At 58.4% G+C, this 22,699-nt stretch carries 28 protein-coding genes; 17 read left to right on the forward strand and 11 right to left on the reverse strand.

Annotation, left to right across the window (positions count from 1 at the left end; genetic code table 11):
• Positions 1-92 precede the first annotated feature (92 nt).
• The gene (locus tag BQ8482_RS24940; protein ID WP_123150010.1) at positions 93-779 is read left to right on the forward strand and encodes a recombinase family protein; all 687 of its coding nucleotides are present in this window, start codon (positions 93-95) and stop codon (positions 777-779) included.
• Between the two features lie 264 nt (positions 780-1,043).
• Positions 1,044-1,295 (forward strand): hypothetical protein, encoded by a 252-nt coding sequence (locus BQ8482_RS24945; protein ID WP_133254830.1) that lies wholly within the window; start codon positions 1,044-1,046, stop codon positions 1,293-1,295.
• A gap of 318 nt (positions 1,296-1,613) precedes the next feature.
• On the opposite strand, the gene BQ8482_RS24950 is transcribed toward BQ8482_RS24945, so the two are convergent.
• Together BQ8482_RS24950 and BQ8482_RS24955 are read right to left on the reverse strand one after the other, a co-directional pair.
• The gene (locus BQ8482_RS24950; protein ID WP_077383392.1) at positions 1,614-1,793 is read right to left on the reverse strand and encodes a hypothetical protein; all 180 of its coding nucleotides are present in this window, start codon (positions 1,791-1,793) and stop codon (positions 1,614-1,616) included.
• Positions 1,790-1,981, reverse strand: coding sequence for a hypothetical protein (locus BQ8482_RS24955; RefSeq protein WP_077383391.1), 192 nt, complete (start codon positions 1,979-1,981; stop codon positions 1,790-1,792). The genes BQ8482_RS24950 and BQ8482_RS24955 overlap by 4 nt, the downstream gene beginning before the upstream one ends.
• A 341-nt stretch (positions 1,982-2,322) precedes the next feature.
• Between BQ8482_RS24955 and BQ8482_RS24960 the strand changes: the two genes are divergently transcribed.
• Both BQ8482_RS24960 and BQ8482_RS40710 read left to right on the forward strand, forming a co-directional pair.
• On the forward strand, positions 2,323-3,249 hold the full coding sequence (locus BQ8482_RS24960; protein WP_077383390.1) for a manganese catalase family protein: 927 nt from the start codon (positions 2,323-2,325) through the stop codon (positions 3,247-3,249).
• Between the two features lie 368 nt (positions 3,250-3,617).
• Complete coding sequence (locus tag BQ8482_RS40710; protein WP_425294134.1) at positions 3,618-3,827, forward strand: DUF982 domain-containing protein; 210 nt, start codon at positions 3,618-3,620, stop codon at positions 3,825-3,827.
• A gap of 31 nt (positions 3,828-3,858) precedes the next feature.
• Here the strand turns inward: BQ8482_RS40710 and BQ8482_RS40715 are convergent, their stop codons facing one another.
• Complete coding sequence (locus tag BQ8482_RS40715) at positions 3,859-4,119, reverse strand: DUF6894 family protein (protein WP_425294131.1); 261 nt, start codon at positions 4,117-4,119, stop codon at positions 3,859-3,861.
• Positions 4,120-4,300: 181 nt separating this feature from the next.
• Between BQ8482_RS40715 and BQ8482_RS24980 the strand changes: the two genes are divergently transcribed.
• Together BQ8482_RS24980 and BQ8482_RS39555 are read left to right on the forward strand one after the other, a co-directional pair.
• Positions 4,301-5,020 carry a Crp/Fnr family transcriptional regulator gene (locus BQ8482_RS24980; RefSeq protein ID WP_077383388.1) on the forward strand — a complete coding sequence of 240 codons (720 nt, stop codon included), beginning with the start codon at positions 4,301-4,303 and terminating at the stop codon, positions 5,018-5,020.
• Positions 5,017-5,409, forward strand: coding sequence for a hypothetical protein (locus BQ8482_RS39555; protein WP_244602957.1), 393 nt, complete (start codon positions 5,017-5,019; stop codon positions 5,407-5,409). Before BQ8482_RS24980 ends, BQ8482_RS39555 begins: the two co-directional genes overlap by 4 nt.
• Here the strand turns inward: BQ8482_RS39555 and BQ8482_RS24990 are convergent.
• The 5 genes from BQ8482_RS24990 to BQ8482_RS38315 form a co-directional block, all read right to left on the reverse strand.
• A complete protein-coding gene (locus tag BQ8482_RS24990; RefSeq protein WP_123150015.1) occupies positions 5,406-6,569 on the reverse strand; it encodes an extracellular catalytic domain type 1 short-chain-length polyhydroxyalkanoate depolymerase in 1,164 nt (387 codons plus the stop codon). The two genes, BQ8482_RS39555 and BQ8482_RS24990, sit on opposite strands and share 4 nt — an antisense overlap.
• A 150-nt stretch (positions 6,570-6,719) precedes the next feature.
• Positions 6,720-7,646: a hypothetical protein gene (locus BQ8482_RS24995; RefSeq protein WP_123150016.1), complete on the reverse strand. Its 927-nt coding sequence runs from the start codon at positions 7,644-7,646 to the stop codon at positions 6,720-6,722.
• Positions 7,647-7,809: 163 nt separating this feature from the next.
• The gene (locus BQ8482_RS25000) at positions 7,810-8,307 is read right to left on the reverse strand and encodes a YciE/YciF ferroxidase family protein (RefSeq protein ID WP_027153941.1); all 498 of its coding nucleotides are present in this window, start codon (positions 8,305-8,307) and stop codon (positions 7,810-7,812) included.
• 462 nt (positions 8,308-8,769) lie between these two features.
• Complete coding sequence (locus tag BQ8482_RS25005; RefSeq protein WP_077383561.1) at positions 8,770-9,693, reverse strand: glycoside hydrolase family protein; 924 nt, start codon at positions 9,691-9,693, stop codon at positions 8,770-8,772.
• On the reverse strand, positions 9,683-9,880 hold the full coding sequence (locus BQ8482_RS38315; protein ID WP_165848706.1) for a hypothetical protein: 198 nt from the start codon (positions 9,878-9,880) through the stop codon (positions 9,683-9,685). The genes BQ8482_RS25005 and BQ8482_RS38315 overlap by 11 nt, the downstream gene beginning before the upstream one ends.
• Before the next feature lie 227 nt (positions 9,881-10,107).
• Here BQ8482_RS38315 and BQ8482_RS25010 point away from each other — a divergent pair, with 227 nt between their 5' ends.
• Both BQ8482_RS25010 and glf read left to right on the forward strand, forming a co-directional pair.
• Positions 10,108-11,280: a glycosyltransferase family protein gene (locus tag BQ8482_RS25010; RefSeq protein WP_123150017.1), complete on the forward strand. Its 1,173-nt coding sequence runs from the start codon at positions 10,108-10,110 to the stop codon at positions 11,278-11,280.
• A 2-nt stretch (positions 11,281-11,282) separates the two neighbouring features.
• A complete protein-coding gene (gene glf, locus BQ8482_RS25015) occupies positions 11,283-12,449 on the forward strand; it encodes a UDP-galactopyranose mutase (protein ID WP_123150018.1) in 1,167 nt (388 codons plus the stop codon).
• A gap of 23 nt (positions 12,450-12,472) precedes the next feature.
• On the opposite strand, the gene BQ8482_RS25020 is transcribed toward glf, so the two are convergent.
• Positions 12,473-13,621 carry a glycoside hydrolase family 1 protein gene (locus BQ8482_RS25020; protein WP_077383379.1) on the reverse strand — a complete coding sequence of 383 codons (1,149 nt, stop codon included), beginning with the start codon at positions 13,619-13,621 and terminating at the stop codon, positions 12,473-12,475.
• Between the two features lie 490 nt (positions 13,622-14,111).
• Here BQ8482_RS25020 and BQ8482_RS25025 point away from each other — a divergent pair, with 490 nt between their 5' ends.
• The gene (locus tag BQ8482_RS25025; RefSeq protein ID WP_133254831.1) at positions 14,112-14,309 is read left to right on the forward strand and encodes a hypothetical protein; all 198 of its coding nucleotides are present in this window, start codon (positions 14,112-14,114) and stop codon (positions 14,307-14,309) included.
• 151 nt (positions 14,310-14,460) lie between these two features.
• Here BQ8482_RS25025 and BQ8482_RS25030 read toward each other — a convergent pair whose 3' ends face one another.
• Positions 14,461-15,510: a YihY/virulence factor BrkB family protein gene (locus BQ8482_RS25030; RefSeq protein ID WP_123150020.1), complete on the reverse strand. Its 1,050-nt coding sequence runs from the start codon at positions 15,508-15,510 to the stop codon at positions 14,461-14,463.
• Positions 15,511-16,252: 742 nt separating this feature from the next.
• Between BQ8482_RS25030 and BQ8482_RS25035 the strand changes: the two genes are divergently transcribed.
• The 8 genes from BQ8482_RS25035 to BQ8482_RS25075 all read left to right on the forward strand — a co-directional run bounded on the left by BQ8482_RS25035 (position 16,253) and on the right by BQ8482_RS25075 (position 22,318).
• A complete protein-coding gene (locus BQ8482_RS25035; protein ID WP_244602958.1) occupies positions 16,253-16,441 on the forward strand; it encodes a hypothetical protein in 189 nt (62 codons plus the stop codon).
• Positions 16,442-16,467: 26 nt separating this feature from the next.
• The gene (locus BQ8482_RS25040) at positions 16,468-16,650 is read left to right on the forward strand and encodes a hypothetical protein (protein ID WP_123150021.1); all 183 of its coding nucleotides are present in this window, start codon (positions 16,468-16,470) and stop codon (positions 16,648-16,650) included.
• A 17-nt stretch (positions 16,651-16,667) separates the two neighbouring features.
• A complete protein-coding gene (locus BQ8482_RS25045) occupies positions 16,668-17,393 on the forward strand; it encodes a Crp/Fnr family transcriptional regulator (RefSeq protein ID WP_123150022.1) in 726 nt (241 codons plus the stop codon).
• A 626-nt stretch (positions 17,394-18,019) separates the two neighbouring features.
• Positions 18,020-18,688: a hypothetical protein gene (locus BQ8482_RS25050; RefSeq protein ID WP_208867829.1), complete on the forward strand. Its 669-nt coding sequence runs from the start codon at positions 18,020-18,022 to the stop codon at positions 18,686-18,688.
• Positions 18,685-19,080, forward strand: a complete 396-nt coding sequence (locus tag BQ8482_RS25055; RefSeq protein WP_123150023.1) for a phage holin family protein — start codon at positions 18,685-18,687, stop codon at positions 19,078-19,080. Before BQ8482_RS25050 ends, BQ8482_RS25055 begins: the two co-directional genes overlap by 4 nt.
• A complete protein-coding gene (locus BQ8482_RS25060) occupies positions 19,077-19,955 on the forward strand; it encodes a hypothetical protein (protein ID WP_123150024.1) in 879 nt (292 codons plus the stop codon). The genes BQ8482_RS25055 and BQ8482_RS25060 overlap by 4 nt, the downstream gene beginning before the upstream one ends.
• A gap of 474 nt (positions 19,956-20,429) precedes the next feature.
• Positions 20,430-20,852, forward strand: a complete 423-nt coding sequence (locus BQ8482_RS25070; RefSeq protein WP_123150025.1) for a YidB family protein — start codon at positions 20,430-20,432, stop codon at positions 20,850-20,852.
• A 641-nt stretch (positions 20,853-21,493) separates the two neighbouring features.
• On the forward strand, positions 21,494-22,318 hold the full coding sequence (locus BQ8482_RS25075) for a methyltransferase domain-containing protein (RefSeq protein WP_123150026.1): 825 nt from the start codon (positions 21,494-21,496) through the stop codon (positions 22,316-22,318).
• A 52-nt stretch (positions 22,319-22,370) separates the two neighbouring features.
• On the opposite strand, the gene BQ8482_RS25080 is transcribed toward BQ8482_RS25075, so the two are convergent.
• The gene (locus BQ8482_RS25080) at positions 22,371-22,550 is read right to left on the reverse strand and encodes a DUF982 domain-containing protein (protein ID WP_123150027.1); all 180 of its coding nucleotides are present in this window, start codon (positions 22,548-22,550) and stop codon (positions 22,371-22,373) included.
• Between the last annotated feature and the right edge of the window lie 149 nt (positions 22,551-22,699).

The following is a 22,699-nucleotide window of genomic DNA, read 5'->3' on the forward strand; positions in this document are numbered from 1 at the left end:
TCAACTTATCGCGCTATTTCGTTGCCTAGTCCGGTCGAGTGAGCACACTGCAAACGGTGGTTTGCAGTTTGCACACCCCGGGATGACCAAAGATGACGAGAGCAGTCGCCTACTATCGTGTCTCCACACAACGGCAAGGACGCTCGGGCTTGGGCATTGAGGCCCAGCGTGCCGCGGTCGCCCGCTTTGCCGAGGCCGAGGGGATGATCATCCTCCAGGAGTTCACCGAGATCGAAACCGGAAAGGGCGCGGATGCTCTTGATCGACGGCCGCAATTGAATGCCGCCCTCGCCCTTGCCCGCCAGACAAAATGCCCGGTGGTCGTGGCCAAGCTCGATCGCCTCTCTCGTGATGTCGCCTTCATTGCCGGACTGATGGTCCAGCGCGTTCCTTTCATCGTCGCCGAACTCGGCGCTGACGCCGACCCGTTTATGCTGCACCTTTACGCCGCTTTGGCCGAGAAGGAGCGTCGATTGATTTCGGAGCGCACCAAAGCCGCCCTCGCCTCACGCAGGACGAGCATAAAGCTCGGCAATCCGACCAACACCGCCGAAGCTGCGGCGAAAGGTCGGAAGATGTCGATCGAAGAAGCCGACCGGTTTGCCCAGACCGTGCTGCCAATCATCGCTTCCATTCAGCGCTCCGGCATCACCAGCCTACGTGGCCTGGCAATCGCCCTGAACAATCGAGGCGTTCGAACAGCGCGCAACGGCCAATGGCAAGTTTCGAATGTACGCAACATTTTGGCGCGACAAATTTCTGCGAACTTGCTTTTATAGGCGGGAAATTCAGTTAATTGCCCCTGTATCCCGTCTCAAGTTTGCCTTTCTCACCTGTCCCGCAGCCCTTTATTTCGAAACCGGCAAGCGCCAGCCGATCGCAAACAATTTAGCAGCCATCCGCTCCACATTGGAAAATGATAAGCAAGCCCGGCGGACCGCTAGCTCCCACCATGGGTTTGGTGCCGTGGGTCCTTGGAACGGAGTCGCATCATCGGCGTTACCGGCCAACCAGACGCTGCCAAATGGTATGGAGGAACGGGCGTGATCGAGTTGACTGAGAAGGAAAAGCGCTTTCTCAAGCGCGTTGACACCATCACTCACGTTCCCTGGTCGAACAAAGTCACCGCCGCAGATGCCAAAGGCAAGCCCCTGCGTATCGCAAGGGCGACCTTTGCCCGATTAATAGACGATGGCATCATCATCCGATCTACTAGCGACCTGACCTCGAACACCTACGTCGTTAATTCTGCACCCGTGACGCCACAAGTCGAGGAAGTGCAGGAAGCATCCTGATCGAGAGGCTGCGTCGCACGTGCGGCGTTCTACTTCTTACACTTCTACGGGAGGAGGACGGTGGCGTCGCCCTTAATCTCGCGTTGTGCGGCCGGATAAGGCCCGAGCAAAGGCGCGTGATCGATGCCAGAGAGCGACTGACGAAGATCGATCCGAACAGCACTGACAACGTGGGCTGAGCCTTTCGGTCCGTTGGGAATAGTCCAACTGCGCTCGACGCGCTAAGAAATAATTACTGGTCGCGCGCTTGTGTCCGACACTCGCAAAGTCATTGGTTCAGATTGTCGACGAACGGCAAGGCTAAGTGTTCAAATTTGGCTACGATGAGAGCTTCGGCGAGTAGCTTCGCTCTGGGTTGGCATTCGCCTCGGCAGCGAGCCGCTGCTCACGAAGACGCGCGGTTTTCGCTTCGCGATGACGCCGCTCTGTCTCGAGCGCGAGCTTCGCCTCGCGGTCGGCCCGCTCAAACTTCTCCTTGTCGACGCGCCGTTGAGTCATCTGCGAATTATCCTCATGACTAGCTCGGGATCAATGTCGATCGACCTGGTCAAATCGCCAACCATTCTCTCGGCAACTTCGGCCCACACATGTTCAGGCAGCCCTTCAGCCACCATAGCCTTGAAGGCACCCTTGATGACCGAATAGTCATGAGCAGAAACGGCGGCGCATTCCTCGCGTTTGTCCATCGCGGAACTCCTTTTAAGGGCGGGAGTACGATGTTCACTCTCAAGCACCGGCGCCCGTTCGATGTGCCAGCGACTCATCCACCGTGGGCCTTGAATGCCCGTCGGTCATTTGCATTTGATGTAGGTATCCCGGCGTCACACGTATTTGCGAAGAAGCTTGGTGCGGCCCCTTCTTCACGCTCCTAGCCGGCCTGGCCGATGCCGAATTTAGCGTCGAATCTTTGCAGAACTGCTAGTCAGAATTCGTCAATTTGTAATCGACCTTTCGCCGCGACGGCTGCGGAACAACTCTTATGCGGGGAAGTTGGGCTTCACTGAACTCTAATCAAAGGAAGCTCCAAATGTTTTTGCGCGTGGACAAGTTACAGATTGAACTACCCGCTCCTACCCAGGTGGATCCCAACGCGGGTGCCGCCCTGCAAGAATTGCTCGGGGGCAAATACGGTGAAATGTCGACCCTGGGAAACTACCTTTTCCAAAGCTTCAATTTTCGTAGCAAGTCGAAGCTCAAGCCCTTTTACGGCCTGGTGGCAGCAATAACCGCAGAGGAGCTTGGTCACGTCGAGCTCGTCAGTAACGGCGTTGCCATGCTGAACAACGGCCCTGACCTCGAAGGCGCGGATGAGAAGGACGGCGGGGACATCTCAGGCGCACCTTATGAGGCAATGAAGGACATTCGCCTGGCTGGGGCATTCTTCTCCAATGCCGGCGGGGCCATGCCGATGAACAGTAACGGTTCGTCCTGGAACATGGATTTTGTCACGACGACGGGAAATGTCATCGTTGATCTGCTCCATAATTTCCACCTGGAATGCGGGGCCAGACTGCACAAGCTGCGGGTCTACGAGTCCCTAACTGATCCGACCGGCCGTGAGGTTTGCGGCTATCTCCTCGTGCGGGGTTCGGTTCACGCGCACGCCTATGCGCTGGCAATCAAGAACCTGACAGGCATTGAAATCGAGAAGATGCTGCCGACTCCAAACATCTATCTCGGAAACATTCCGGAGTGCCAGAAATACCTTGATGAGGGTTCGCACCGACGGCTCTATACATTCAGTCCGGAGGACTACAAGGACATTGCCGGAATATGGGGACAGGGCGAAACGGCGCTTCCCGGTGACCCGCCCGGCGAGCTTGAAGTCATCGAAGGTATGCCTGATGGAGGTAAGATACACCAATTAAGCGGCGTGCCTTCTGCCTTCACTCCAGACTATGCACCCGAAGAAATGATGGAAATTGCAGCCAAGCTCTACAAAGCTTCGCGCTGATTTCTTAGCGCGGCCTAAAACGGCCGCGCGTTTCACCGGACACCGCCATTCGCGCCAAAGTAGAAGCGCACAACAATATTGCAAAGCATGGATGCGACCCGCGCTACTCGCGAGGCTTAGGAGCATCAGGGGGAATCGTCATGTTTTGGCCATCGGACTGGTGCGTCTTGTCGTTCACTTGGCCTCGGCGGCTCGTCAACCCAATTCCGTTGCGCGGCCTCTGTTTCCAGCGGCATCCTGAGAAAATCGGTCAGAGGGATCAGCACCCTCTTCGCTGGATACTTGGTAGCGCCGGTTTCTCGAGCATTGTTATGGTCAGCCATTGTCTCGCTCCATATGCCGATCTCGCAAAACGGGGTTCGCGCACGATGGGTAAGTTTCTACCGCTCTTGATCCGCTTTGTGGATGGACGCTTGATCACCGAGGCTGAGCTAGCATTGGCTGGGCAATGGCCGAACAAAGAGGCAGACGTCTACAGGGAGGCCGCTCGCCTTCTCGTCGCAGCAAGGGAAGGAACCTGTACGCCGGATATCGCCTTCATTGCGTTTGAGAAGGCGGCGCGGCAGGCGCGAGTTTAGCTGCGCGTGCTCCCGACTACCGTTAGTATGTCTAACGACTCCAATCTGATGTCAGGGTGAGTGACGCCTCGAAAATTTGCCGATCACCGTCGGTTCGGATTTTGACTGTGATCGTCACAAGATTGACATCCGGCATCTCGTCGTGTGCGATGTCGTGCAATATCCGAAGCGCCTCTCTTCTTGCTCGTTCGGGCGTCTCTAACAATTGCCCCTCGGTGTCCGTCTCTGGACCATCCGAGTCGTAGACGTCAAAATAGAAACGCTGCATCTTCGGAAAACCCGACGCTATCATCGTGTTCTAATTCGGGTTGATCGCCATTGTTCCGCGGCGATGGCATTTCAGTATGATGGGGTGCATTGTAACAATTGTTAGTGTGCGCCATCTTCCGAAGGCCTAGAGTCCGAAGCCGTGCAGTGCGCTTCCAAATAACCTCTCGGCGATCGGCGTTCAGGCGCGATTGCTGGAGGCTAGGATGCTTGAGTCCCTATATCTCAACCTCGGCCAGCACGATGCCCTCTCCGATGCGGAAAAGGCTTTGTTGGCCGGCGCCATGTCGTTCGAGAAGGATTTTTCGACCGGACAGGACCTGGTTTCGGAGGGATCCAGGCCAACCAACAGCACGTTGATTCTTGAAGGCCTGGCCGCCCGCTATAAAGTGCTCGAAGACGGCGGGCGGCAATTCACCTCATTGCAGGTGCCGGGCGATTTTGTCGACCTTCACGCATTCCTTCTGAAAACGATGGACCACGGCATAGTGGCGTTGTCGCCCTGTCGAGTGATTATCGCAGAGCATAGCCGGCTGCGGGTCATCACAGAGGAAGCTCCACATCTGACCCGGCTATTGTGGCTTGATACTCTTGTAGACGGCGCGATCCACCGCGAGTGGATCGTGGCCATGGGGCGGCGGTCGAAGACAGCGCATCTTGCTCACCTTGTCTGCGAGCTTTTCGTGCGCCTGCAGGTCGTGAAGCGCACCAGCGGCATGAGTTTCCACCTGCCGCTGTCACAGGCCGAGCTGGCCGACGTGCTTGGCCTGTCTGTTGTTCATATGAACCGGGTGATCGGCGCGTTGCGTAAAGTTGGGGTGATAAGCTGGGCGAACTACACTGTGACCATTTTGAACTGGCACCGACTGCAGGAAATTGCCGAATTCGATCCAACCTATCTCAGCATGGTGCGGGAGCCGCGGTGAATACTTCGCTCGGGTGTTTGTCAGATTTCCAGAAGGTAACCGCGCTGTCCCTGTGCGTGCCCTCAATCCGCTCGTCCGCCACGTCGACGTTGCAAGGCATGGATAATCACTTCGTAAACGCTTCCGATCTCTTCGTTGATGTCGCCACTGGCGATGCCTTGTGCACCCGCGGCCTTCATGGCGCTATCAGCCAAGTCGGTTACTACCAACACTGGATCACCGATCGCCGTCTCCGCGCGGGGAAGCAGGATCTGGACGAGGTGCATGGCGACTGCTCGCTGAAAAGCGGACAGATTCCAAAGAACGACGCGTTCCCTTGCCTGGTTGGAGCCGCTCGACCTTCGCGGGCCGGCGAGACAGTCGGCGAGCGATTTGCGCCGCCCGCCTAGCGCATCAGGCCCGCTGCCCGCAGGGCATCCTCGATGATCTTCTTCACGCCGGGTTGGCCCGATTCCGGGTGACGCGGGAACTGATGAATGGCAGTCGACTGTGGGGGCTTCGTCTTCGCATTTTCTATACCTGGCGCCGGTGACTGGGGTAGTGGCGGTTGGTTGAAGGGCACTTGCGGCCTCGATTTCCGGGAGTCGCTTTCCTCCGTTGCCGCGATCCCCCAAAACTGCGCGATCTCGCGTGTGGAGGCGATGCCGACATCAATCATATAAGGCCCCGGAGCGCCGAGGCCGTTGCCGAGCGGCGTGCCGTGGCCCATCCCGGCGATCATGTTGATTTCGATCAAGGCTTCTCCCGCGGCGTTAAGCCAGACCTGCTTTTCGTGCGGTCCGGCAGCTTCCCGATGCGTCGGCGCTTTCTCAAGCCGGTGGACTCCCCGCCATTGGCCTGCGATCGCTTCCGCGTTGGAAGGCGAAACCGTGTGGTCAGCGGCACCGTGCCAAATCGAAATCCTCGGCCACGGTCCCCGATGATCCGTTGCGCCGCGGAGGGCCCGTTGCAGATCCTGTTCCGAAGGACCGCCGTGGCCGCGCATGCGATCGAAGGCCTCCGGGATTGTCGTTGCGCTGCCGTAGGGCAGGCCGGCAATTAACGCACCGCCGGCAAACACTTCCGGATAGGTCGCCAGCATGGCCGCTGCCATTGCGCCTCCGGCCGAGAGGCCGGTGACGAAGATTCGCCTTCGGTCGAGACCGTGGGTGACGACCATCGTCTCGATCATCTGGCGAATCGAAAGCGCCTCGCCCGAACCACGCTTGGTGTCGCCAGGCTGGAACCAGTTGAAACAGAGGTTCGGATTGTTGCCGCGTTGCTGTTCGGGAAAGAGCAGCGCGAAGCCAGCCTCGTCGGCGAGTGGGGACCAGCCGGAATGATGGTTATAGCCGGCCGCGTTCTGTGTGCAGCCATGCAGCACGACTACGAGCGGGGTGGCCTTGGATAGGTCATTGGGAATGTAGAACTTCGCTCCCAACCCGCCAGGATTGGTACCGAAGTCGGCCAGCGTCTGGAGATGGTCTGACGCACCGAGTTCGGCGGTATGCGTGGCATGTCGCGCCTGCAGCGCGGCGAGGCGGGCGATGGTCTCGGAGATTTTTCGCAATGGAGCCGTCCCTGTTCTGACGCCCGGAATGGACGGCAATCTGTGCAACGCGCGCGCAGCAATATCGTTGCTGCACTGCACAATAGCAAGGGAGAGCGGCGGGAGATGGAGTCCCGGCCGACCCTCTGGGTCGGCCGGGAGTAGAGGTCTTCAGCCTCGACTAGCTGTGAGATAGAGCGCGTCTTCTTCGTCGTCACGCTGCTTGCCGCCTAACGCAGCAGCTGCGCTGGCGATGAACGCACCGATGATGAGAGAAAGCGCGCCAACCAGAGCGAAGGTGGCGCCGGCTTTTCTAGCTGTGTCGGCTGCTTCCTGTGCTTGGACTTTGGCCGCCTCGACCTGAGCAAGCACCGCATCAACCCGGGCAGTAGCATCCGCTTGCGACAGGCCAGTGCGAGCGGCCACGAGTTGGCCTAGATAAGTCTTGTCGTCGGCCGAGACTTCGCCGGCCGCCGCACTCGTAATGAGGATGCGGGAAGCTTGTGCGGCTGCTGTCGCATCGCCCTCCGCGCCCGGCGCCGCCAGCCTGGAAGGATCGGTCGGGCGGAACAGCGCATCGACGAAATACGACGTCGCGTCGCTGCCTCCGTCGCTCCCGGCGTTTGCGGTCGCGCCTGCCGAGGCACCCATTGCTACTCCCGAGGCCACTGTCGAGGCCGCCTGAGCGCCGGTGCCGATTGCCGCGGACAGGGTCGAGCCGAGCACGAACACAACCAGCAGCGTGGCGAGTGCCCAAGCCATAAAGCCGTGTGCGGTATCCCGGAAGAAGGTCTCATCGCTGTGAATGCCGACCCATTTGGTGCGAAGGCGCCCGGTCAGATAGCCGCCCAGACCCGATGACAGCCATTGAACGATGACCAGCCAGATCGCGGTGGACACGGCAAAGGTCGTCACGCTGGCGCTCTCGTTGGACCATGGAGACACCATCGTGAGCCCGAGGCCGGACCCGAGAAGCATCAGGATGAACGTCAGGCTCGAGGCAGCGAAGGCGCCGGCGATGATGGGTCCCCAGTTGACTGCGGATGACGAGGACTCGACCGGCGCGGCGACGTCCGTCCCCAGGATGGTTGATGCCATGAATTCCTCCTACCGCATGAACAGCGCGAGAAGTATGATGATCGGAATAGGAACTCCGAGCAGCCAGAGTAGAATGCCTCGACCCATGATTGTCTCCTATCGAAAGAACGGATGTTGGAAGTAAAACAGCCACCCCAACACAGTTGGGGTGGCTGGTGTGTGATCAGGCGGCCTTGGCCATTTCGTTGGCCGAGGCGTCCGCCAATCCGGTGAGCGCCTCGTCTGTCATAGACTCTTCGCCGAGCGTCTGTTCGATCAGCTTGGCGGCGTCGCTCATGCCCAAAACCTCGGCCCAGCGCTTCAGCGTGCCATAGCGGGTGATCTCGTAGTGCTCGACAGCCTGGGCAGCGGAGATCAGACCGGCGTCCAGTGCGGGAGTTCCCTTGAACTCCTCCATAATCTCCTCGCCCTCCTCGATGATGCCGTCGATCGCGGGACACGTCTTGCCCTGTGCCCGCTTGCCAAGGAGCTCGAAAACCTGCTGCAGGCGCTCGACATGACCGTCGGTTTCGTCCTTGTGCTTCTCGAAGGCTGCCTTCAGATCGGCCGATGAGGCGGCGCGCGCCATCTTGGGAAGCGCCTTCAGGATCTTCTTTTCCGCGTAATAGATATCTTTGAGCGTATCGAGGAAGAGATCATCCAATGTCTTTTCTTTCGCCATGGCGGTTTTCCTTTTGGTTCCAGCGTTTTTTTGTTGTCGTTCACGGGGTTGTGAAACGCATGCTCAACAAGCTCGCAACGCCGGAAAGGTTCCTTTGAGACGTCTCGCTGCACGTCACTCTGACTTCGTGGGTCAACCCCTGGTTCAATTCACTTCCCGCTCCGCCAGCCATTTCGCTATCGAGGGATCGCGTGATGCTCTGATACTTGGCGTCTCTATCTATCGAGATTCTTGAGAATATTTTTGTCGGCGCAGCCATGAACGAGCGCGCCTGACCTTGGGGATGCTGCTCGCCAAAGTCGCCGGCGGCGAGACCAGCCCTTCCACCTAAAAGAATTCTCTGCGAGAACGATGTCTCCCGCCAATCGTGACGCCGCCTGGCCTCACCGATCGGGATTGATTGAGGACGCGGCAGCAACCCGATTACAAAGATGATTATCTGAAGTGGGCTGGTCGTCCCTGTTAGGCGACTCGTGAAAGGACTTGCTGATCCAGGTCGCACCTAGCCAGTCCGAAACGCCAGCGATGGTTCGTTGCCTCACGTCTGCTCTGGTAAAACAAGGTCAGTTTCCCGCCGTCGATCATCACTGTCGAATGGCCGTTCTCCCCAGGCTCACCAGGATCAAGCACGGGGCCGACCGACACGTAGGGACCCTGGACCTCGTCGGCGATGGCGAAGAATACGCGCTGACGACTTCCGCGCGGACCGTCGGGAAGGAAGCAGGTGGCGTTGAGAAGCACGCGACCGTCAGGTAATTCGACCAGTTGGGCGCCCTCGATCCCCCATTCGTAGTCCGGATGCTCGCGCGCGTTGTGATGGGGAACGTCGAGATGGTCCAATATCTTACCGAGACGTTTCCACGGCCCGAACCAGGAATCGGATTGGCTGCGCGCCAGATAGACGTCAGGCTGCGGCACCCTGGTGAATTTAGGCATGCCTGAATAGACGATGTAGCGCTTGCCGCCGATGATCGCCGGATGGGGATCGTAGATCCCGTCCTCATCGGTGTCCGGCAGGGACAATATCGCCGGATTCAGCACCACCCAATGAAAGCCATCATTGGACACCGCATGCTCGCAACGTCCGCCGGACTTCATGAATTCGGTCTGGATGAACATGTGGAAAACGCCGCATTCATGGATGACGCCGGGCGCCGCTATGCCCGATCCGGTTACCGCCAAGTCGAGCGCCTCATGCTCAGTCCACGGCCCATAAAGGTCCGGAGCCGTGGCATGTAGTATTTTCCAGCTCTCGGTCGTGACAGTGCCGCTGGAACCGAAGACGTGCCAAAGCGTGCCGTCGAACACCGGACAAGGATCCTTCAGATCATCCACGGACTGCGGGTGAAACAACGGAAAGACGTTGGTTTCAAAGTTAAACTTCATTCCTTGCGGCTCTCTCACGGTGGCTGCCTTCATCGGCCCATGCGTTGGGCCATTTGTGGCGACCAAAACGAATCATGCGCAGCTCATTAACTTTTATACCTGCGCTCATGAATGGTTGTTGAACGACTGAGCGGATTTCAGCCGTTCTGTGGCAATGCGCCACATTTGGCGAGATCTGAAGCTGCAAGGGCCCCCGCCTTGGCCGAGGCGCTGTCCGTCGGGTGTTGGTAGCAGCGCCGCTTCTCTTCGAACAAGTGCGCTAGTGGCCGGCTCGGCGGCTCCAGCCAATTAAAATCCGTGGAACAACTTACTCAAATGAAAGTTAGATGTACGGATGAAGGCTTCAGCAGGAGCGAGCTTCGGTTAACATATGTTAATCTGAGAATTGTAAACTATAACTAAAGGGATTCTTACATGAAAATAGCTGGCGGCAAAAAAAATAAACCAAATATCCCCCTAAAATCGTCTATTTTACTTTGCTTTTCTCACCTCAGGTGGGATTTCGTACACCAACGCCCGCAGCATATTCTGACGCACGCCTCAAAACAGCAGCAGCTAATTTACTTTGAGGAGCCGGTCTACGAGGAAACACGCTATCCTTCGATGCGGGTGAACGATCCGTCTGCAATGATCACAATCGTAACCCCGGTTCTTCCGGTCGGCATTTCCGCAACAAAGGCAGACGCCATCCAGCGCAGGTTCGTCGACCAGATCGTCAACTCAACTCCGCATGACCGGCTGACTATATGGTACTACACGCCCATGGCGCTGCGTTTCAGTGACCATCTAGTCTGCGATGTATGCGTCTACGACTGCATGGATGAACTCTCCGCCTTCAAGAACGCACCGGCAGAGTTGACGCAGATGGAAAAAGCGCTGTTCCAGCGCGCTGATGTCGTGTTCACGGGCGGGCAGAGTCTGTACGAGGCCAAACGAAGCCTCCATAGGTCGATTTTTCCCTTCCCCAGCAGCATCGACGTTGCGCATTTCCACAAGGCAAGAGAGCCCGGCGATGACCCTGTAGACCAGGCAGACATACCTCAACCGAGAGTGGGCTTCTTCGGCGTGATCGACGAACGGCTCGACGTTGAAATGATCGCACAGGCGGCTGCGGCAATGCCCGAAGTGCATTTCGTCATGCTCGGCCCGGTGGTCAAGATCGACCCGCTAAGCCTGCCGCGCGCAAGTAACTTGCATTGGCTGGGTGCCAAGTCCTACGCCGACCTGCCTCGCTATCTCGGGCATTGGAGCGCCGGCTGGATGCCCTTCGCGCTCAATGAGGCGACACGCTATATCAGCCCGACCAAAACTCCTGAGTTCCTGGCCGCCGGGCTGCCGGTGGTCTCCACGGCGATTGTGGACATCGTGCGCACCTATGGTGCTGAAGGCCTGGTCGACATCGTCGACGCCGAAGATATCGAAACCAAGCTTCGGTCCGTTCTGTCACGTCCCCGGAATTTCCTGCTGAAGGAAGTCGATGCCTACCTCGCTAACATGTCCTGGGAACGAACGTGGGAAGCAATGGCTGCCCATATTCAGCGCGCCTATGCAATGAAAAGCATTGTGCCTTTGCGCCGGGGAGCCTGACCATGTTCGATTGGTTGATTGTCGGCGCCGGCTTCGCTGGCAGCGTGCTCGCCGAACGCATCGCATCGCAACGGCATGAAAGCGTCCTGCTCATCGACCGGCGAAATCACATCGGCGGCAACGCTTATGACTGTTACGACGAAGCGGGAATTCTGGTCCACCGCTATGGGCCGCATATATTCCACACCAACGCCCGATCGATCATCGACTATCTCTCGCAATTCACCGAATGGAGGCCTTACGAACATCGCGTACTGTCTTCGGTCGACGGAAAACTGCTGCCGATACCGATCAACCTCGACACGATCAATCGCCTGTACGATCTTGAATTGACGCCCGAGCAGTTGGAGGAGTTCTTCGCATCCCGGCGAGAAACGGTCGAGGAAGTCCGAACCGCCGAAGACGTGGTTGTGAGCACCGTTGGCAGAGAACTCTACGAAAAATTCTTTCGCGGCTATACAAGGAAGCAGTGGGGCGTCGATCCGGCCCAACTAAGCAAGTCCGTGACTGCGCGGGTCCCTACCCGAACCAACCGCGATGATCGCTACTTTGGCGACACTTTCCAGAATATGCCGGCTGGCGGGTATACACGCATGTTCCAGCGCATGCTGGACAACCCAAGGATCAAGATCATGCTGCAGACCGATTATCGCGAAATTCGCGACAAGATCCCCTTTCAGCGGATGATCTACACCGGGCCGATTGATGAATATTTCGACTGGAGCCTTGGTCGTCTGCCTTATCGGTCACTGCGGTTCGAACACGCGACGCTTGATTGCGAGCAGTTTCAGCCGGTCGCCGTTGTCAACTTTCCGCAGACGGAAAACTATACCCGCATTACCGAGTACAAGCATCTGACCGGTCAGCAGAGCCCGAAGACCAGCCTGACTTACGAATATCCAACCGATGTCGGCGATCCCTATTACCCGGTGCCGCGGGCGGAAAACGAGGCGCTGTACAAACGCTATGAAGCACTGGCAGCGGCGTGCTCCGACGTGTGGTTCGTCGGGCGCCTAGCCACGTACCGCTACTACAATATGGATCAGGTCGTCGGTCAAGCTTTGGCGACGTTCGCGCGCATTCAACAGAGCCTGCCGGCAACCGGCACCGTGCAGATGCTTACGCAGCGGACGATGCTCGGCCAACATTCGGAGCAGTTCCCCACCTAAGTGGCCCGCTCCTTCTTCGACCGCTACGAAACACCTGCCGCGAACAATCTGCGCTGGCGATCCAATTCATCGGCAACCGGCTGGCGAAGACTGCGCGAACCGTCGGCATGAATCGTAGAGAACAAGCCGACTTCCGCGTGGCGCAAATTGTCCCAGCCGGGATACGCGGTCACCGGGTACAGACATATACCCTGAACCGGGGCACCACGGCTCATTGCGTCACGGACCTCATCGCAAACATAATGGAGCCATGCCGGCCGGCCTGATCCTTCAGCGCCTGTCTCGGCGATGAACATGGGCTTTCTGTAGCGCTCTGCGACTTCGACCAACATTTCGGAAAGCGCCCGATATTCGTGGTGGCCCATCGGTATCGTTGGCCCCTGAAAGTACCATTGGTTGTGCGGATAAAAGTTAAGTCCGATGACGTCGACACAGTCCTCGCTGCCGCCCAATTCAGGCTCGGCACGGCCCGTCAGCATGTCATAGGCTTCAAACTGGCCCTGACGAACATTTTCCGCGCGCCGCTGCTCGGCACGACTATGGTCACGGGGCGCAACATGAATTAGCGGTTCAGCCCATATGAACCGGCAATCAGGTTCGGCATCGCGCATCGCCTTGACGCCGGCAACCGCTGCCCTCACAAGCTGTCGCTTGAACCATCCCCGCTTCTTCGGCCCCACGCGTGGGAAATAGCCGACCTCTATCGCCCATGCGAAAAATGAGATCTCATTGATCGGGCACACCAAGGGAGCTACTCCCGTGACGGAGCGGTGGACCCGGACAGCTTCAGCGGCGAAGCGGACATAGGCTTCTGTAAAGTCTGGGGCGCCTTGGTCTACGTGATCTGGTGAGCCATAGTGGAAGATATCCCAGACGACCTGCACCCCCGCCGCGTGGGCTGCTTCGATCATTGAGATCCAACCCGACCAGTCGAAGACTCCTGGCGCTGTTTCAATCAGGTGCCAGCGCAAGCCGTCGCGGATCGTGCGAAGCCCAAGGGCAGCACAGCTGCGATAGTCGCCGAGAGCATGTTTGTCGTGTGCGGTTGCGCGATTCAAATCGAGGCGCACTCCGTCGCCGCGCCGATGCGAGGAACATTCGAAGCCAGCCATGAAGAAACTGGCAAACTCGGACGGATATTCGCCTGGCAGACGCGCCGGCTCGTTGCTCATAAGTGCAACCCGTCGGCCAAGGCTCGCGCCAGCGCTCCCGCTAGGCGATCGGCCATTGCTAGTTTCGACCTCCACCACAATTTCATTCGGGCCGCCATCACGTCGCCTGAGTGGTACGGGTGCAAGCGTCGAATGTTGACCAAGCGAGCGTGAGCGGAGCCGAGTCCAGGTATTGTCGGTGAGCAGAGGTCGACCTCAGGATGACAGACTGGCGCTCTCAAGCCGAGCCTCGTTGATCGTCGTCGCGCTGCATGGTCTCTCCTAATGGAATCCGAGGAAGGAGAATATCGCAAGCACGACAACGATACATCCGATGAGATGGCGCAATCTCCCCCACATTGCGTACCGAACTTGCCTGCGACCGTGAGGTTCCCCTTCGGCTGAAATATTTCTGGTTGGGCGGGCGACCCGCTAACTTACTGTCGCCTGCGGCGACGATTCCCAGGCAGTGGTCTGGCTGGTTCGCCGCGACACGATCGGGCGAAACGGTATGCTTCGTGCCGGCGCTGTGCCGGTTCCGGCTGCCTTGGAGCTGCCCGGGTTGGCTCGCGGCACCTATCGCGTCATCGCCTGGGGTACCAACGCCGGCAGGCAAACAGCGGAATGGCAAGCGAATTCGGACGGCTGGCTGAAGCTTGATGTGCCGCCGTTCTCCGCCGATGTCGCGCTTGCCATCCGCGGGGTCTGAGCAGGATGGGGACTGCGCCTGAAGGTATTCATACGCTCGCGATCTGACTTGCCATAGCCCATGATGAGCCGTCCTTGCAAACTCGTCGCCAATGCTGATGTCAGTGATTGCGCCAAGCGAAGTTGCGCGGAGATTCCAAGTGATCTGCGCGCTAAGTGTTGTGCTCGCGCGAACGCGACTGCTGGTCGGCGGCATCGGCCGATCCGCCCAGCGTGTCGGCGACCGTGGCACCTCGCGCACCCATCGGCTGCTGCGCACCTGTGGTGGTGTCCTTGGCAGTCTGATGCTCCATCTCGGCATTCAGCTCCGCACCCACAATCAGGACAATCACGGAGATCCAGGTCCACATCATCAAGCCGATGACTGCCCCCAGGGCTCCATACGTCGCGTTGTAGTCGGCGAAGTTTTCAAAATAATAGGAGAATCCTATCGAGACTGCGATCCAGACCACAGCCGCGAGGAAGGCGCCCCATGTCGCCCATTGCCACTTTGCCCTTTCGCGGCTGGGGCCGTAGCGATAGATCAGCATAATCCCGAGGCCGACCATGATCAGCATCATCGGCCACCGAAAGATCCGCACAAGGGCTTCGGTCCAGCCGCCGAGGTTCAGCAGCGCAAGCATGGCCGGCACGATCCCCACCGAGACGATAAACCCAATACCGATGAGGATGGCGCCAAGTGTGAAGCCCAAGGCCAGGAGATTCAGATAGATAAAGCCGCGCTTTTCACTCTCCTCGTAGGCGATGTTCATGGCTTCGAATAGCGTCTTGATGCCGTTACTGGCGCTCCACAGTGCGACGGCAAGGCCGAAGATGAAGCCGAAGCTAAGCGCGCCAGTCTTCTGAGCGGCCAAGGACGCAAGCTGAGATCTGATAATATCCAGACCGCCCGAAGGCAGTACGCCGCCAAGGAACGCAATGTGCTCAGCGATGGTCTGAGGATCGGCGACGAAACCGTAGATGGACACGAACGCGGCAAGCGCTGGAAAGAGGGCAAGGAGCAGATAGAATGCGGCCCCGGCCGCAATCAGCATAACACGGTCCTCGGTTACCTCAGCAAAGAGCCGCCACAGCACGTCCTTCCAGCCGCGGCTGGGAATCTCTGACGGCCATTCGGCATCGCGCCCGCGGCCCTCCCGTCCGGCCCGCCGCTCAAGTTGCACTTGAACTTCGTAAGCGTCGTCGGTTGTTTTCTTCGACATGGCTGCCGGCCCAGAGCATCTTCTTCGCGGGGCAAACGTGTAATAGCGCCAAAGGATGCAGGTGCAGACCTGCGCTCACAAATAAACATCCGCCGACTGCAGAAACACTGCGCCAATCCCATGCGACGAGTTGATTTAATAGCAACACTGCCCTGCCCACGACCCCTCAATGGCTTGTTCGAGCGACCAATGAGAATACGCCAGCTTTCCACCATGTCGGCCATTCGCGGCAGTCGGCTGACTGCGTTTTAACTTAGCGCGACCGGCCGGCGCGGATTATGGCATGGGCGATCGCGAGCTGCGCCTCTCTCGGCGCGTCCAGCCGGCCTCTAGCATGCAATCGACCATCGCTTGAAAGCCAGGCTCCATCGCCTCCTGACAGTTGAAGCTGGGCGAAATCGCGGACCCTGCACATGGCAATTACCCGAACTCACCCCAGGCAATTACTCGTGCAGACGCAACTCAAAACTTGCGGCTCATAACGATCTGCGAGCGGTGGCTGTCGAACTGGGCCTCGTGAATCCAGTCGTCACCTTGGGGCGGCTTGGCTACCAGGTAGGCATCGGCGGAATGAACTCGAGCCGGCCGGCGCGGCACTCACAGGTTTGCCCACCTGATCGAGTCTGGGTCGGCGGTATATATTAGCTAGACGGAACATAACGTGATTCTAATGGGAGGCGGCAACAAATGTTGCTGATCCGCGTTGCGCTTGATCTGAAGGCCAGCCAGGGAGGAAATCAAAATGGCCGACGACAAGTGCAATAGAGGTTCTGGGGCGGAAACCGCGTCGCGGGTGACGAAAAATATGAGTTCTGCTATTTCGCCATTAAGTTCGGCCTCTCAATACCGCAGGATCCGCGACCTTTTTGGCAAGCACGGTAATGATCGCGAGACCCTGTGTCGGGAGGCTCAGAGGCTCGGAACGCCGTGACTCAAAAAAAGAACGATTCTCGAACAATGACCAACCTTTCACAACTAGGGCCGCCCATTACAGGCAAGCTGCATAGCGAAGAGGTCGAGCATGAGAGCGACCATTTCTATCTGTGCCCGACAGGCGACCAAGTTGTAGATGATCGGGACCTGCGGCGCGTCATCTGGCACGATCAGCCGGGGCACGAGCCGCTGGAACTCGATTCCTGATTTGGTCAGGGACTGCGATGTTCGGCAAAGACCTTTTAGTTCGCATGCTCGACCGCCGCGACACCCTGCCGCGAGACGAAATCACGCTTATTGAGGCTCTTCCGGTCCGGCCGGTAACTTTCGGACCCGATGAGGAGATTGTCAGGGAGGGTTCCCGCCCCGCCGAAAGCTGTCTTATTGCGAATGGTTTCGCAGTTCGAAACCAGGCTATTCGAGAAGGTAAGCGTCAAATAACGGCAATTCACGTGCCGGGAGACTTTGTCGATCTGCATAGTTTACTGCTCAAAGTGATGGATCACAGCGTGAGCGCCCTGGGCTCGTGCGATGTAGTTTTCATTCGACACAAAGACCTGCTCACAGTAATGGGTGGAAGTCCACATCTCACCCGGATGCTCTGGCTTTCAACCACTATCGATGCCTCAATCCAACGAACTTGGATAACCTGTCTCGGGCGTCGCTCCGCCAAACAGCATCTCGCACATGTAATTTGCGAGTTGTATGTCCGCTTAGAAATAGTTGGATTGGCCTCTGACCAGACGTTCGCGATTCCACTGACGCAAGCGGAATTGGGCGACGTGCTTGGTCTATCGGTAGTTCACGTGAATCGGACGCTGCAGGAACTTCGAGCGAAGGACCTGGTTAGCTGGAAAGACAGGAGGATTGTTATCCTGGATTTCCAGCGATTGGCATTACTGGCCGACTTTGATGCGACCTACCTAAATCTCTTTCACGAACCGCGGTGACCGCCTCGGCCAAGACGCGCCAGCGCGCCAATGCGGCATCAAGATTCTCGTCCATTAAACAATGTGAATGAGCCCTTGCTCCGGATGGATTAAAGCTGGGTTCAACTGGCACAGTTGACGTCCAAAAAGGATTGCACATGCGTGAACTCGAAAACCTCATCGAACAGTATGTAGATGTTCGGAGGCGGCGGCATAGTTTCATATCGACGGGGCTCGCCGTTAAAGCGCTCAAACAGATTGTTCCGGCATGTTCGGTCTCTGATTCCGACCTAGCGAACATGATCGCTAGTCGTGCAATAGACCACGGTCTTCCGGTGAGCTTTGATCTTAATGTGACCTAGGCGTAGTGCTTCATTATACTTCCTGACCATGAGCCCTTGAAATCCGAACGCGGAGGCGCCGCACGGCCGCCCATACGGCGTGTGCGAATTCCAAGAGAGTCCACAGGCTCGCCGGCCTGATGCGCTATTGCTAATTTAGCTCCAAATGATGGAACCTGTTTGCCGCAGGCAAGTTCGTTAGGCAATGGAGGAGATTGCCACCATGAACAATGTCATCTATCTCATCGGCCTCGTCGTCGTAGTGCTTGCGATCCTCTCCTTCCTCGGATTCCATTAGGAGATACCATGCAGCGCGAAGACGATCAGGGCCGTAAGTCGGCCGATTTCGAAACAGCCAAAAGCGAACTGTCCGAGCGGTTCCAGCAGGAAACGCACACCGCGACAGAGGCGCTACATGACGCTCGCCATGAACTCACCAGGAAGGCGGGCGATTACGCTTCGGAAGCGAAGCAGGAAATATTCAACAAAGCCGAGGGAACACAGCGCGATATCAGCTCCAACCTAAAGGCCTTTAGCGGAGCGTTGCGAGCGGCAAGCGAGCATCTGGCCAATAATGATCAACGGACCGCTTCAAAGTTCACCCTTGATGCCGCCGGCGCACTTGAACGCTTTTCATCTTCGTTGAAGGACAAACCATTCGAAGATGTTCTTGGCGAGATGCGGTCGTTCGGCCGCGAAAACTCAGGAGCGCTGATCGCCGGTTCAGTATTGGCAGGCTTGGCGCTGGGGCGGTTTATCAAGAGCTCGCCGCCATCTGCCCGGGCCGAGACACAGAGTCGATCGCAAACACACAGGGATTCAGAAACGGTTTCGAACTCGGATGAGTCCGCTACGCGATCGGCAGAGGCATCCGACCCGACGCCGGCCCGCTCCAGCCAGCGCGACGATGACTTGGCCGGCGATGATCTGGCCGGCGACGACTGGGCAGGCGCAAGCCTGGAGCAGAACCCATGACCAACAATCAGGAAAGTCGCGGCCTCGCAACCCTCGTCAGCGATCTGGCACAGCAGGTCACAACCCTGCTTCAAACCGAAAGTAGGCTGTTGCGGGCCGAAATTTCGGAAAAAATTAGCAAGGCCGGCACAGGCGCCGCCGAGGTTCTGGGCGGCGCGATATGCCTTCTCGCGGCCTTGATAGTGCTTTTGCAAGCACTCGTAATCGCCCTGGCGAGTGCCGGCTTGGGAGCGGGATGGTCCTCGCTGCTGGTCGGGATCGTCGTCGCGATACTGGGAATCATTCTCTTGCGCTCTGGCACGAAAAGCATGGCTCCTTCCGAGCTGACGCCCGATCGCACACAAGACCAACTCAAGCGCGACGCGCGCGTGATCAAGGATCAAATCAGATGAGCGACAAATCCGCAGCCGAGCTTGAACGCGATGCCGACATCGCCCGGGCGAAAGTAGCAGACACCGCCGATTCGATCCGCAGCAAGATGACACCGGGTCAATTGATCGACGAATTTACCGGAATGTTCGCCGGCGAAGGATCCGCCATGCTTGGCAACCTCAAGTCGCAAGTCAGGGACAACCCGTTGCCGCTGACGTTGATTGGAGCCGGCCTGGCCTGGCTGATGCTCGGCAACGGCACGTCGCCAACCAACTCAGCTGCCGCCGCCTATCGGACAGGCACGGCTCCCGACGCTTTCTCTAACTTGCGCGGCGATGATTTCAGCCAGGGCAACGAAGGGTCCGGAATCACTGCGATGCTCTCCGATACCGCCGGTTCGGTTACATCAGTAGCAAGCGGCGCGGCCGAGGCTGCAGCAAACGCTGCAACGGGCGCCAAGGAGAGGATGACAAAAACCGCCGGACAGCTCGGCTCAAGCGCCAGCGAGATAGCGGCTCGGACGCGCCAATCGGCACAGGACCTCTTCGAGCGCGAACCGCTGGCTATCGCCGCAGTCGGCCTTGCGCTGGGCACTGCTATCGGGGTGATGCTGCCCCACACAGCCACAGAGGACGAGCAACTTGGCGCCTACCGCGACAAAATTCGCGACAGTGCGGAGGAGGTTCTCGAAACGGGCCTGGAGCAAGCAAAGCAAGTTGCCGCCGAGGCCTACGAAACGGTCAAGGAAGAGGCCGACCGGCAAGGCTCGGGTGGAGATGCCGACACGCTAGCAGGCAAGGTCGGCAAAGTTGTGGAATCGACCGCAAAGCGAACCGAGGAAGCCATTCGCGATCGTTTGCCGGGGTCGTCGGACGAGTCTTCTACCAACTCATAGCGTCGCCACCAGCCTGAATGACGGGCGTGGTCCATAGGACGTCATCCGGCATCATCGCCGGTCGTAACCACACGGTATCGGAAGTGATTGCGGATGTAGTCGTTGAAATAGCGGCCCTTAACCGCTGGCCATGAACCACACCGAGAGGGTTCTACGCTCCGGATCGTATTCCGTTTTGCGTATCGAGGTGGACGGCAGGACGGCGGCTCGATCAAAGGCATTCAACGATCGGAGAACCCGTCGAGTTCCTCGTTGGGAGGATTTGGCGCAAGCTCAAGCGCCCGAACCGATCGAGACTATCGGCATCACGGATCGTCCATCATTCTCCGCGGGGCGCGTGCTGAAGTCCCGCCAGAAGCCGACCGCGAAGCCGCAATCGCTCGGCTCACCGAACGGTAAACCAGCCCAGTAGCAACACAGTGGAACCTTTCAAAGCCGCATGCCTTGTCCCTTCTTCATGGAAGGAGATGCGAAATGAGCCTTGACATAGGAAAAGTCGCCATAGCCTTGCTTGGCCTGCTTGCCTACAAGAATAGGGACAAGATCGGCGAGTTAATCGCCGGTAGGAACTCGACAGATCCCAAAAGCGCTGGCTCCCCCGGCGGGCTCGGCGATATCCTGGATCGTCTCAGGAATGCGGGTGCGGGCGATCAAGTTGATTCCTGGGTTGGTACAGGATCAAATCGCCCCGTTCAGCGCGACCAGGTTGAGAAAGCGATCGACCCGCAAACGTTAAGCGATCTCGCGGAGCAAACCGGATTGTCCCGCGAGGAACTTCTCGACCGGCTCACAAGAGAACTGCCCGACGCGGTGGACAAGCTTACTCCCGACGGCCAAATGCCTGTGAGCAAAGGTCCAAATCTCCTCGACGAGGTGCCTGGAGCTAGTCGCACTTAGCGCCAGGCCGAAAAGGGAACCCGCGTTCTCGCCCGGAGAGCGCGGCTGATCGGGCAATGCGATCTCCACAGCAAGGTCTGCGAGAACATGCTGCAGAAGCCTAACCCGCTTGCCTACTAGACCTTTTGTCTTTTCGGTTCCTCTTCGGTTTCGCTGCCAATTCAGCAGGAAGAGCGGTTTCGGCCTTTAGTCGTTGCTGCCGCAGCCGAGCCGTCTTTGCTTCTCGTGCCACACGCTCGAAGTCTGTGAATGCCCTTGCAGCATCCGACGTGCGCTCCTGCCTGTCGTGTCTTTCTTTATCGGTGAAGCCTTGCCTTTCCCGCATTGTTCCTCCCACTTTGACGCACGGCGCTTTGTTGCCGCACCGAACGCTTGTGGCCAGATCGGGTTCCACCCGGACAGCAAAAAAGCCCGCCGCACCTTTCGGCACGGCGGGCAACAAGTCGGTTCACCAGGCACGAGGGGTGGGCGGGGGTGGTGTGCCCGGTGCGCAGAAATCCTATGCGCGCCGGCTGCGTCGCGTCTACCAACCGCCGGTTGGCGCGCGGTTGCTTGTTTGACAGACACGCGCTTTATGATGGCTGCTTAAAAGCGCCGATCGAGCCTTTTGCCGAGCGGCTCGTTGTGCGGAAAGGAACGCTATGGCCGAGCAGGAGCAGTGGCAGCTGGAAGGCAGCGCCGCGGAACTCTACGAGCGCTACCTGGTCCCGGCAATCACAGCCCTGTGGGCTGCCGACCTCGTGGATCGTGCCGCGCCTCTATCTGGTGAGCGGGTTCTGGACGTAGCTTGCGGCACCGGCGTGGTGGCACGCTTGGCGGCCGAGCGTATGGGAAGTGGGCAGGTCGTCGGCCTCGACATCAACACGGGCATGCTTGCCGTTGCTCGATCGCTCCCGAGAGGCGCTGGACCGCTCATCGACTGGCACGAGGGAAGCGCGCTCGAAATGCCGTTCCCTGACGCCACCTTCGATCTGGTTCTTTGCCAACTCGGACTGCAGTTTTTTCCGGACCGATCGAGTGCGCTACGTGAGATGTTCCGGGTTCTGGTGCCTAACGGCCGACTGGCCTTAAGCGTTTTCAGAGCTATTGAGCGCACTCCTGCGGCAAAGGCGCTGGCGGATGCCTTGGATCGACACCTCGGTCCAGGCGCTTCGGCAACGAAACGGTCCGAGCATTCACTCGCCGATGCAGACGAGCTTTACCGATTGGTGGCCGGGGCGGGATTTCGTCAGGTGACAATCGACACGACGACACAGAACATCCGATTCCCCTCGTCAAAGGAATATGTGCGACTACAGCTGGCAGCGACTCCGCAGGCAGGGCTGGTCAGCGGAATGGATGCCGGACATCGCGACGCAGTCATCGCAGCGATCATGGGTGATGTAAGTGCTTCGCTGGCAATCTATTCAACTGGAGGGGAGCTGATGTTCCCCCAAGAGGCTCACGTCGTGCTCGCACGCAAATAGTGCAGCTGACTCTGCGGCATCCGGTGTTCAACAGCGCCCACGCAAAGTGAGCCTAATTAGAGGAGGAGCGTAGCAACCCCTCCTCCTTGGCAGCAATCTCGAAGGCCTTCCTTACGTCCTCGGGTGTGCCCTCACCTTCAATGCAGGCCATGCAGGCTTCGACCGCCTTCGTCCACTTGGGTCCCCGCTTGGTCCACTTCATGAGTTCCGCAGCGGCCCCCTCGGGCATCATTCGGCCTGCTCCCTTCAGGCCAGCACTGAAACCCACTGTTAACGTCGTTCGCGGGTGAGAGGATGCGGCCGAAGCTTGACAGTGTAGGGTACAGCTCGCTGCCAGGCACGGAGGCGGAAATGAAATTGCTTGGGATTGCGCTCTTGTGC

Origin of the sequence: Mesorhizobium delmotii (genome assembly GCF_900149755.1) — a bacterium.
Classification (GTDB): Bacteria; Pseudomonadota; Alphaproteobacteria; order Rhizobiales; family Rhizobiaceae; genus Mesorhizobium; species Mesorhizobium delmotii.

What these genes read in the sequence shown, in the direction of transcription:
- BQ8482_RS24940 (WP_123150010.1), top strand. Translation starts at nt 93, where the DNA reads ATGACGAGAGCAGTCGCCTACTATCGTGTCTCCACACAACGGCAAGGA.
- BQ8482_RS24950 (WP_077383392.1), bottom strand. Translation starts at nt 1,793, where the DNA reads ATGACTCAACGGCGCGTCGACAAGGAGAAGTTTGAGCGGGCCGACCGC.
- BQ8482_RS24955 (WP_077383391.1), bottom strand. Translation starts at nt 1,981, where the DNA reads ATGGACAAACGCGAGGAATGCGCCGCCGTTTCTGCTCATGACTATTCG.
- BQ8482_RS24960 (WP_077383390.1), top strand. Translation starts at nt 2,323, where the DNA reads ATGTTTTTGCGCGTGGACAAGTTACAGATTGAACTACCCGCTCCTACC.
- BQ8482_RS40710 (WP_425294134.1), top strand. Translation starts at nt 3,618, where the DNA reads ATGGGTAAGTTTCTACCGCTCTTGATCCGCTTTGTGGATGGACGCTTG.
- BQ8482_RS40715 (WP_425294131.1), bottom strand. Translation starts at nt 4,119, where the DNA reads ATGATAGCGTCGGGTTTTCCGAAGATGCAGCGTTTCTATTTTGACGTC.
- BQ8482_RS24980 (WP_077383388.1), top strand. Translation starts at nt 4,301, where the DNA reads ATGCTTGAGTCCCTATATCTCAACCTCGGCCAGCACGATGCCCTCTCC.
- BQ8482_RS24995 (WP_123150016.1), bottom strand. Translation starts at nt 7,646, where the DNA reads ATGGCATCAACCATCCTGGGGACGGACGTCGCCGCGCCGGTCGAGTCC.
- BQ8482_RS25000 (WP_027153941.1), bottom strand. Translation starts at nt 8,307, where the DNA reads ATGGCGAAAGAAAAGACATTGGATGATCTCTTCCTCGATACGCTCAAA.
- BQ8482_RS25005 (WP_077383561.1), bottom strand. Translation starts at nt 9,693, where the DNA reads ATGAAGTTTAACTTTGAAACCAACGTCTTTCCGTTGTTTCACCCGCAG.
- BQ8482_RS25010 (WP_123150017.1), top strand. Translation starts at nt 10,108, where the DNA reads ATGAAAATAGCTGGCGGCAAAAAAAATAAACCAAATATCCCCCTAAAA.
- glf (WP_123150018.1), top strand. Translation starts at nt 11,283, where the DNA reads ATGTTCGATTGGTTGATTGTCGGCGCCGGCTTCGCTGGCAGCGTGCTC.
- BQ8482_RS25020 (WP_077383379.1), bottom strand. Translation starts at nt 13,621, where the DNA reads ATGAGCAACGAGCCGGCGCGTCTGCCAGGCGAATATCCGTCCGAGTTT.
- BQ8482_RS25025 (WP_133254831.1), top strand. Translation starts at nt 14,112, where the DNA reads ATGCTTCGTGCCGGCGCTGTGCCGGTTCCGGCTGCCTTGGAGCTGCCC.
- BQ8482_RS25030 (WP_123150020.1), bottom strand. Translation starts at nt 15,510, where the DNA reads ATGTCGAAGAAAACAACCGACGACGCTTACGAAGTTCAAGTGCAACTT.
- BQ8482_RS25035 (WP_244602958.1), top strand. Translation starts at nt 16,253, where the DNA reads ATGGCCGACGACAAGTGCAATAGAGGTTCTGGGGCGGAAACCGCGTCG.
- BQ8482_RS25040 (WP_123150021.1), top strand. Translation starts at nt 16,468, where the DNA reads ATGACCAACCTTTCACAACTAGGGCCGCCCATTACAGGCAAGCTGCAT.
- BQ8482_RS25045 (WP_123150022.1), top strand. Translation starts at nt 16,668, where the DNA reads ATGTTCGGCAAAGACCTTTTAGTTCGCATGCTCGACCGCCGCGACACC.
- BQ8482_RS25050 (WP_208867829.1), top strand. Translation starts at nt 18,020, where the DNA reads ATGCAGCGCGAAGACGATCAGGGCCGTAAGTCGGCCGATTTCGAAACA.
- BQ8482_RS25055 (WP_123150023.1), top strand. Translation starts at nt 18,685, where the DNA reads ATGACCAACAATCAGGAAAGTCGCGGCCTCGCAACCCTCGTCAGCGAT.
- BQ8482_RS25060 (WP_123150024.1), top strand. Translation starts at nt 19,077, where the DNA reads ATGAGCGACAAATCCGCAGCCGAGCTTGAACGCGATGCCGACATCGCC.
- BQ8482_RS25070 (WP_123150025.1), top strand. Translation starts at nt 20,430, where the DNA reads ATGAGCCTTGACATAGGAAAAGTCGCCATAGCCTTGCTTGGCCTGCTT.
- BQ8482_RS25075 (WP_123150026.1), top strand. Translation starts at nt 21,494, where the DNA reads ATGGCCGAGCAGGAGCAGTGGCAGCTGGAAGGCAGCGCCGCGGAACTC.
- BQ8482_RS25080 (WP_123150027.1), bottom strand. Translation starts at nt 22,550, where the DNA reads ATGATGCCCGAGGGGGCCGCTGCGGAACTCATGAAGTGGACCAAGCGG.